At 38.8% G+C, this 8,608-nt stretch carries 7 protein-coding genes and 1 pseudogene; 1 reads left to right on the top strand and 7 read right to left on the bottom strand.

Features of this window, described 5'->3' with window-relative positions:
• Nucleotides 1-284, top strand: a 284-nt coding sequence (locus F596_RS0110215; RefSeq protein WP_019036873.1) for a transposase, incomplete at its 5' end; no start/stop codon positions are given.
• 245 nt (nt 285-529) lie between these two features.
• Here the strand turns inward: F596_RS0110215 and F596_RS0110210 are convergent.
• The 7 genes and pseudogenes from F596_RS0110210 to F596_RS0110180 form a co-directional block, all read right to left on the bottom strand.
• Nucleotides 530-3,109 carry a TonB-dependent receptor gene (locus tag F596_RS0110210; RefSeq protein ID WP_019036872.1) on the bottom strand — a complete coding sequence of 860 codons (2,580 nt, stop codon included), beginning with the start codon at nt 3,107-3,109 and terminating at the stop codon, nt 530-532.
• Nucleotides 3,106-3,960 (bottom strand): GLPGLI family protein, encoded by an 855-nt coding sequence (locus tag F596_RS0110205; RefSeq protein ID WP_019036871.1) that lies wholly within the window; start codon nt 3,958-3,960, stop codon nt 3,106-3,108. The genes F596_RS0110210 and F596_RS0110205 overlap by 4 nt, the downstream gene beginning before the upstream one ends.
• Nucleotides 3,961-4,024: 64 nt before the next feature.
• Nucleotides 4,025-4,201, bottom strand: coding sequence for a hypothetical protein (locus tag F596_RS12060; RefSeq protein WP_019036870.1), 177 nt, complete (start codon nt 4,199-4,201; stop codon nt 4,025-4,027).
• A 452-nt stretch (nt 4,202-4,653) separates the two neighbouring features.
• Nucleotides 4,654-5,081 (bottom strand): annotated as a pseudogene (locus tag F596_RS11200) (hypothetical protein).
• 237 nt (nt 5,082-5,318) lie between these two features.
• Nucleotides 5,319-5,744 (bottom strand): hypothetical protein, encoded by a 426-nt coding sequence (locus tag F596_RS0110190; RefSeq protein ID WP_008448406.1) that lies wholly within the window; start codon nt 5,742-5,744, stop codon nt 5,319-5,321.
• Nucleotides 5,741-7,057, bottom strand: coding sequence for a site-specific integrase (locus F596_RS0110185; RefSeq protein WP_169495534.1), 1,317 nt, complete (start codon nt 7,055-7,057; stop codon nt 5,741-5,743). Before F596_RS0110185 ends, F596_RS0110190 begins: the two co-directional genes overlap by 4 nt.
• A gap of 28 nt (nt 7,058-7,085) precedes the next feature.
• Nucleotides 7,086-8,315, bottom strand: a complete 1,230-nt coding sequence (locus F596_RS0110180) for a site-specific integrase (RefSeq protein ID WP_019036868.1) — start codon at nt 8,313-8,315, stop codon at nt 7,086-7,088.
• Between the last annotated feature and the right edge of the window lie 293 nt (nt 8,316-8,608).

Raw genomic sequence — 8,608 nt, 5'->3', positions numbered from 1 at the left:
TCATTCCAGACGTTCCTAAAGCTAAAGACAGCTACTACCAAAAGAAAAAGAAACACAAACTATTTTGTAAACGAGCAGGTATAGAACCAACAATAGGACATCTTAAAGCAGACCACCGATTATCTCGAAACTTTTATAAAGGTGTGAAAGGAGATGCTATCAATGTATTATTAGCTGCGGCAGCATATAACTTCAAAAGAGCTATGAGAGTTCTTTTGTACCTTATAAAAAGAATCAGCATAAAGCTTGTCAGTACAAACTTTATGCTGAAATATAGTTTTTAAGGGACGACTAATTATAATATATAGGCACATAGGTGATGTTTCATTGTAAGCATCCGATATCCGCAGCCTTTTAGAGTGATCCTATAGTCATTACCTTGGCAAGAAAAATGTTTGCAATCAATGAAACCAATGTTTTTCGGGCAAGTAGTTTTCCCATAGATATGCATCAAGGTATCCTTTGCCTATCCCAATATGTCCGTCATTTCGACTTAGCTCCGCTTGATTATCCTTTCAAAAATAAGAACTCAAAAATTAACAGAAATCGAAAAAAGACCTTCTATCCCTCGTAAGGGACGTTCATAGTAAAAGTAATTGATACCAGAATAATAACCTTCTATATACTTAGTCTGATTGAAAAGATTGGTGACCTTGCCAGTCAGCTCGATTCTTTTTGAAATGATATAAGAACATGATGCATCTACGAAAGTCAGGCTATGATATTTACTGGGTTCTGTCTCTATAATATTATTGTTTGCAGATATGCCAAAATTTAGTTTCTTGATTGGGTGAACTTGCAGACGAAAAGTATTATAATAGCTCCTAAGTGAATTGCTCGACTTAAATTGTTCGTTGTCTTGCCACGATAGATTGAAGGTCGCATCATTATAGATTTGAAGCCATGATAATTTAGTCCATGACAATGATAATGATGTGGAGAATATATTCGACTTTGCCTTGTATTCAACAGTATTCTGTATAAATGGTTGTTCGCTATGATTGAAATTGACTGTCGCTTTTGTGAATAAGCGAATTTTACTCCATGTTTTTTCTACAGAAGTAAGGGCTAAGAGTCTGTTGGAACGCACGTTTTCCCAAATTGGATCGATTTTGCTCCACTGGTTATCATAAGTATAAGAGTTATAGAAATCCCACTTCTGCCATGACGACGTTACCATCATATTCCAAGAGAAGAGTGATATGATGTTTGTATAGTTTAACGAAGCTGAAAGTGATTTGCTAAGATTTCTTCCAAGATTGTCCAATCCAGAAACTTTCGTACGGTAGTTTGAAAAATAGAAGCTAGAAAACGGATCTTCTCCAGCAATATCATCTGTTACCCCTGCACTTAGCATACTCCTCCATTGAGAATTGAAATGGTGAGACCATCTGAGGGAAGGAGTAAGATAAAACCGATTATTCTTAGAATGTGGAAGCCATTGCATACGTGAAGATTGAGTGTTCAGAGGTAATGCTACATAAACAAAACCACGAGAGTACTTTATGGTATATTCTGGGCTAAAGCTGTTCTTGACATAAAAATACTTATCATATCTATCTTGTTGGATTCGCAAACCGTTATTTCTGTATTCTAACGCATATTTCAGTCGCAGTTCATTGCCCCAGACATTGAAAATAGTTGAAAAACTATTTCTTGCAACAAGCCTTTTTGAAAGGAGCCGTTCGTCCAAATTATAAATGGGGTTATCTGAAATATCATCAGAAACCAATTTCTCTTGGTTACGATAGTAGCGTACGAATGAATTTACCTGAAGGATTTGCTTACCTAATGTCAGTGTCATCTGCAATTTGTTCTGTACTGTTATTGGTCTTGCATTCGTCTTGCTGTCAATTCCCACGTAGTTGCTATTAATCACTCCGTTATTTGTCTGCTTACCAAAGCTCGTTGTTAATTCTTCTATAAGGAAGACATAAGGTGCATTATGTTCATAATGAAATATAGGCGTCAATACCCAGTCTTTGAATGTTGACTGATCCATCTCATGTAACATAACTGGTGAACTTCCTCCATACTTGTTTACAAGACTGTCGGAATCGTTAATACGGTTTCCATAAAAAACGATATTGGAGCGAAAGTTTCCATATTTCCCAACTATATGGGAATGATTCAAACCTGCAGAAATTGATTTATTAAATGTAAAACGTTTCTCATCAATAGGCAGGAAAGTCCGCCTTTCTGTAGTCAGCTTATTGTTTGGAATAGGCTCGTAACTGTCTATATCCGTCACGTCTATATGTTCCTTAGCATATTCGTTGAGATTGTTGCCTGTATTATTAGTCTGAAGGGTCGCTAAAAGTTGGTTTTTACGTGCGATTCTCACAGCTGTTCCACCTACATTCCACAGTGCTTCGTCTCCATATCCACCACCAGCACTGAGTTCTCCAAACATTTTTGCCTTGTAGTCACTTTTCAATTTGATGTTTAGTGTAGCCTTGTCCGATAGCACCTTCCCTCTTAATGCTCTTATGGGGTGGTCATGCTCCATCACCTGAACTTGTGCTACAGCGTCTATCGGAAGGCTGTTTGTAGCTTGATTGTACCTATTGCCTAATAAGTTCTGTCCCTCGATATTAAAACTATTGATACTATTACCTTTATAGGTAACCCTTCCATCTTCATCCACTTCTATACCTGGTAGTTTCTTTAGTACATCTACTAATTTTCTGTCATTTACATCCTTGAATGCTGCAATATTATAATTGATGGTGTCCTTATGAACTTCTATCGGCTTGATATTAACGATCACCTCCTGCAAAGCAACTGCGTCTTGTTCCAAAGCCACATCAGAATTATCGTGCAGTGATGCTACACTTATCCTGTGTCCCTTATATCCAATAGACTTGAACTCTGCATAACTACAATTGGCAGAAAGCCGCAACATATATTTACCATCCACATCTGATATTCCAAAAGTAAGCAACTTACCGTTCTTATCGTATGTTCGACAGCTTACAGACATGAGGGGTTCACCGCTTTTGGCATCTGTCACGATACCATGAACATTACTCTCTGTCCCCTGACCGTAAATAAGACAGGAAATAAAAAGACATAGGCTAAGTAAAATATATCGTAGGCTGGTTTTCATTCCAGTTCAATCGGATTATACGGTTTTTGTTTTATCGTCTTTGCTGTTTCGGGTGGAATTATCACACCAGGCATATTTATCTTTATAGCCCGCAATGGATCTTCCTTCTCATTACGGTAAGCCTGACGAGCCTTTTCTCTGCTTGTTTTTATTATTTTGATGTTTTTATGAAGATAAATAGGCATCCCTTCTGATACATTTCTTATACCATTAAGTCTGAACGAAAAGTTATTTTTTGAGTCCCTTATAGAAACTATTAGTCCTGGTAAACCATCAAACAGATAAGGACCGTAAGGAACGGGATAATCCATAGCAAACCACGCTGTCCAATCTCTACCTCCAAAACTGCATTTGGCTTTAGTCACATTTATATTGTTGATGATGCTGTCACCACCTATAACTTCCCAGTTTATCACTGGTAAAGCCTGAGTATACTGATACGTGCCGAGTCCCTCTATCTGTATTGTGGCCTCCTTTTTAGATATGTCTTTAACAAGAGGATAGGTATAGGTCGGTTTTTCTAATGACATAGCTGCTGCGAAGTATTCAACAGATGAACGTCCTTGTTCATAATAAGCATCATTGATAGAATCATTTTTCCACGAAAAATAATCACAAAAACCACAGATTTGCTTTCCGATAGTTAGCATAGTTTGCCCATTGATTCGTTTAGCAATATCTGTAGAATCTTGCAAATAAGAAAACTCATAAAAAATTTGTACTTTTGCAGAATCAAACGTTGTTTTATTTACCAAGGTTAAAGAAGGCATAGCTCCATTTACTGTTTGTGAGTACATATTAATAAAACAACTCATTATAAAGGCTAATATGAGAGAATACGATCTTATCATAATTTTGCAAATACAAAATAATGCATAGATATTAAGCAGAATAATATCTATGCATTTAAAAGATTTAATGAATTTGGCTCTCTAACCTCATAACATCTGCTATCATATCAGCAGCACTCTGATAATTGTCAGACTCAAGGTAAACAACTTGTCCATTTGATAATGTTACCTTTACAGGATGTGCATTTGCAGCACTACAGCAAAGTGTAAGAAAAAACACCGCAGATAATAATTTTTTCATTTCTGATAATTTATTAGTCCACTCCTCAAGAACTAGTTAATATATGATTTGAACGGTTAAGGAGTTTACTTGATTAAAGTAAAACCATTCTAAAAGTATGATATTTATTAAGTAATTAATATATATTCAGTTTTGCAAATTAAAGAAAAATAATCCATATCTCCAAATTTTCACAAAACTTTTTAATGAGTTATCTTGTAATTGTGCAACTTCGATGACTTTTTGCAAAATATAAAGCAAGTAAATACATTTGTGTATGCAGTAATGTCTAAAAACAAAGCAATACTGAAAATCTCTTTTTTATACTCTCATTTAAGTAGTATGTAGTCATATTATAGCAACACCCATAAACACCTGTTTGATACAATGTAATTCTTTCTCTTTCAACGATATATCTTGTATTGTAGTAATATAGTAAGATAACAGTGAAAGAAAAAGGATTGATACATTATTCAGTTATTGACACCCTTGCCATATATGATGATTGGGGCGAGTGCATTCCTTGGACGTATTAACTCACTGCACACATATCTTCTGAACAGGTGGGTTTCTACACTGTCAAGTTGGAAGGATAGGGCAATGATGATTGGGAGCGGGTAAAGATGGGGGCATAACCTGCCAACTCTTTATCTCTGCCTATTACCCTCTCACCTGCACACCTTTCATCAGGGTGCAGGTTGGGATTGCGGATTATCTCTTGAAGTCTATTATTGAGCTTCCTCCACGTTACACCGAAGAACCTCGCAAGTTCGCCCTCCGTCATGGCAATTTCTCTATTTCCTTTGCGGACGATTTGCATATTGCTGCCCCATTCATAATAACTGCGCTCTTTGCATTGATGGAATTTTACTTCTATCTGTGCTTTGTTCTTTGTATTCATGCCGTTTCCTCCATTTTATAGATTGAAATATCTGAAGGTTCATAACCCTCTCTGACTCTATTCTATAGTTAATAGAAACATATTCTTTCCGTTCACTTGTTGGTAGTATGTAGTCATATCGTAGTAACACACATAAGCAACTACTGACAACAACGTAATCCTTTTTCTTTCATCGGTTTATCTCATATTATAGTAATGTAGTAAGAAAACAATGAAAGAAAAAAGATTGGTACATATTCAGCTGTTGACACCCCTGCCATATATGATGATAGGAATGACAGAGTTCCTTGGACGCATCAACTCACTGCACACATACCTTCTGAACAGGTGGGCTTCTACGCAGTCAAGTTGAAAGGAAAGGGCGATGATTGTCGGTAGTGGGTAGAGCGGTGCGTAGCCCCTTACCTCCTTATCTGTAACAATCTTCCTTTCACCTGCATTCCTTTCATCTGGAGACAGGATGGATTCTTCGGTTATCGCCCGAAGACTGCCACTGACTTTCTTCCATGTCACACCAAAGAACCTCGCAAGCTCGCCCTCGGTCATGGCTACTTCGCCTGTACCCCTGCGGACAACCTGCATACCGTTTCCCCATTCAAAATAGCTGCGTGCTATGCTCTGTCGAGAATCTGTCCCTGTCTGCAATCTGCCTTCTTTATTCATGCCGTTTCCTCTATGCTTTCGTTTCTGCTTGCGTTGACAATCGTCATTGTCCCTATGGTAATAGCTTCCGTTTCCATTGTATCGTTTTCTTTGTTCTTTTCCTGATGTTTGGCGATGAGTCTGTCCATATCCTCCGAAATCTTGCAGTCCGTTACCTGCGCATAAATCTGCGTACTTGCAATTGATGCGTGTCCCATCATCTTGGCGATGCTCTCTATGGGAATACCTGCACTTAGGCACATCGTGCCGAAGGTATGCCTTGCCATATGATAGGACAAACGTTGCTTGATACTACAAGCCTTGCCTACGATGCTTAACTTCGCAGCTAACACACTTCTGCTGCAATAAGGTTGAAAAATAAAGCGATTATCCATATCCGTGTTATTGCCTTCTTCTTTCACCGCTTTTAGTTGCCTTTGCTGCTCGATAATCGTCTTGGCTATGGGATGTAACGGCACTATAAATTCTACTTTTGTTTTCTGACGCTCCTTTCTTATATACATCTGTCCGTCCGCTGCGCTCTTGATATGCCCAAACGTCAAGTGTTCCATATCCGTAATGGCTAAACCTGTGAAGCAGGAGAAGATGAACATCCGCCTTGCAAGTTCGGCATCGCTATCACACATCTTCATTGCCATCAGGTTTGCTACATCACTCTTGCTAAGAAAACGAATTGCCTTTTCCACCTTTTCATATTCCGCATGTTCAAATGGGTTATAACGAATGATGCGGTGGCTTACTGCACGGAACATCAGGCGGCTCAGCCAGCAAAGATAATTGTTGATAGAAGACCCTTTCAACCCTTTCTTTTTAAGAAAGAATCGGTATTCCTCAAACAGTTCCTCCGTTATACTTCGGATTTCTATATCCTTACTCTCTAAGTCCTTTATAAACTCGCACAGCATCCTATTTGCATAGCAAAGGTTAGTATATGTACCTTCTGCCTTAGACTTGCCCACACCTTCCCTTACCGATTGTAGTTCTGTATTGCTAAGCTCCAACAAAGTGGTGGGAGAAGTTGCTATGCCTTGCAATCTGTTTTTAAGCAGTTCAGCACTTATCACTCCGTCTTTTAAGAGCAGTTCCTGATAAGTCTTCTCTACCAGTTCTCTGAATGCTTGCAGGCGAAGATTGATTTTCTTGTCCGTTGTTGCTCCCTGTTTCGTGTTCCACTCTGTGGGCTTACATTCTTCGTTTGTGGTAATGACAGAGTTCTTGCCATCTATCGTGATACGGCAGAGTATGGAGGTCAGACCGTTTACTTTAGTCTTTTGTCTGTTGATATAAAACAGTGTTTTGAATGTACTTCTCATCATGATTTTAGTTTTAATATGCCTATTGCTAAATACTCATCTGCATATCCTCTGTGAAAGAAAGGAAACGCTCAAACTCCACAAATAGTTTCTGTGGCGTAACCTTTGCATATCGCTCGGTCATACTCACATTGCTATGCCCCAACATCTTGCTTACCGTTTCTATCGGTACTCCTTGTTCAAGGGTAATGAGTGTGGCAAAGGTATGCCTTGCTGTATGCGTGGTAAAGGGAAAGGCTATGCTGGCTCTTAGGCGCAATGCTTTAAGATACGATTGATAGGTGGCATATTTCATCTGTGGCAATAGGCTTTCCCTTTCATCGCTTCGATACTTCTCTATTATCCTGATAGCTTCGGGCAACAACTTGATACGGCAAAGTACTCCAGTCTTCTGCCTGTTGAACTTCAGCCAAAGACTTCCCTCGTCATCACGGACAAGTTGCAACCTGCTTAACTCCATCAAATCGCAATAGGCTGCACCCGTATGGCAGGCAAAGACAAACAAGTCCCTTGCGGTTTCCATTTCTTCCTCCAACTCTCCAAACTGTATGTTCATTAGTTTGTCAAGCGAACACCTGTCAAGAGCTTTGGGTAGCTTCTTATCTCCTCTTGCTATTTTTGCATTAGCAAACAACAAGGTGTCAGCCAATCCCTCACGGTATGCCAACCTGCATACGGTCTTTATTTGGGAGGCTGCACCATAAAAACTGCTCTCTTGAAAACCTAATGTCCCCAAGAAGTAATCTCTAAAGTCGTAAATAAAGTTTTCAGATAGTTGTGAGAAAGCTAAATCCTTCACCTTATATTTCTCTTCGATGAATGTGCGAAGATTGCTTCGTGTAGAGTGATAATTAGATAGCGTATCTTTCTTAATATCTATTCCAATGTGTTCTTCTTTCTCCCTAATAAGTCTATCAAGACGTTCTATAAGCATACACCGAGATTGTACGCTCCCTTGAAACTGCTCCTTGATGTCCGTGGCAGTAAATACCTGTCCTTTGGAGAGCAATGTTTGATAAGCGGACTGAATGGAAAGTACTAAACTATCCAGCTTTCCGTTCACTTCCACCGCCTCACGGCTCTTGCCCCTCATTCTACTCTCACGAGGACTCCACAAATCTATATCACAAGATAGCTTGCAACTAAACTGTGCTATATTCCTTCCAAGTGTGATACGTCCCATAATGGGAGCTTTACCCTGCTTATCCTTTCCGCTCTTTTTGAGGTAGAGCAACACCTTCATCTTTTCTGTTTTCATACGCTTTAATTTTTATGGGCAAAGTTACCCGAATTAAAGCGTTCCTCACTTATGCAAAAAACTGCCGACAAAAGCAACAGACACACGAGAGAAACAATTTCAGTTACCTACATCTGCATTTAGTTACCTATTCCCAATCTTGGTAATGATTTAGTAACTGAACTTTTGCCTATATCTGCATATTTCTACCCTTTACAAATAGAGCAGTTTTATGCAAATTGCCTCGTTTCTACCTCATTACCAATTAGTTTGCATATCTTTCGATATTTCTTCATTTTCCTTGATTAGTTACT

The organism is Prevotella amnii DSM 23384 = JCM 14753, assembly GCF_000378745.1.
Classification (GTDB): Bacteria; Bacteroidota; Bacteroidia; order Bacteroidales; family Bacteroidaceae; genus Prevotella; species Prevotella amnii.
Note: the sequence above shows the minus strand (reverse complement) of the source record. Positions and strands in the feature narration are given on the sequence as shown.

Excerpts from the sequence above, each read along its gene's own strand:
- F596_RS0110180 (WP_019036868.1), bottom strand. The coding sequence starts at position 8,315 with ATGAAAACAGAAAAGATGAAGGTGTTGCTCTACCTCAAAAAGAGCGGA.
- F596_RS12060 (WP_019036870.1), bottom strand. The coding sequence starts at position 4,201 with ATGAAAAAATTATTATCTGCGGTGTTTTTTCTTACACTTTGCTGTAGT.
- F596_RS0110185 (WP_169495534.1), bottom strand. The coding sequence starts at position 7,057 with ATGAGAAGTACATTCAAAACACTGTTTTATATCAACAGACAAAAGACT.
- F596_RS0110205 (WP_019036871.1), bottom strand. The coding sequence starts at position 3,960 with ATGATAAGATCGTATTCTCTCATATTAGCCTTTATAATGAGTTGTTTT.
- F596_RS0110190 (WP_008448406.1), bottom strand. The coding sequence starts at position 5,744 with ATGAATAAAGAAGGCAGATTGCAGACAGGGACAGATTCTCGACAGAGC.
- F596_RS0110210 (WP_019036872.1), bottom strand. The coding sequence starts at position 3,109 with ATGAAAACCAGCCTACGATATATTTTACTTAGCCTATGTCTTTTTATT.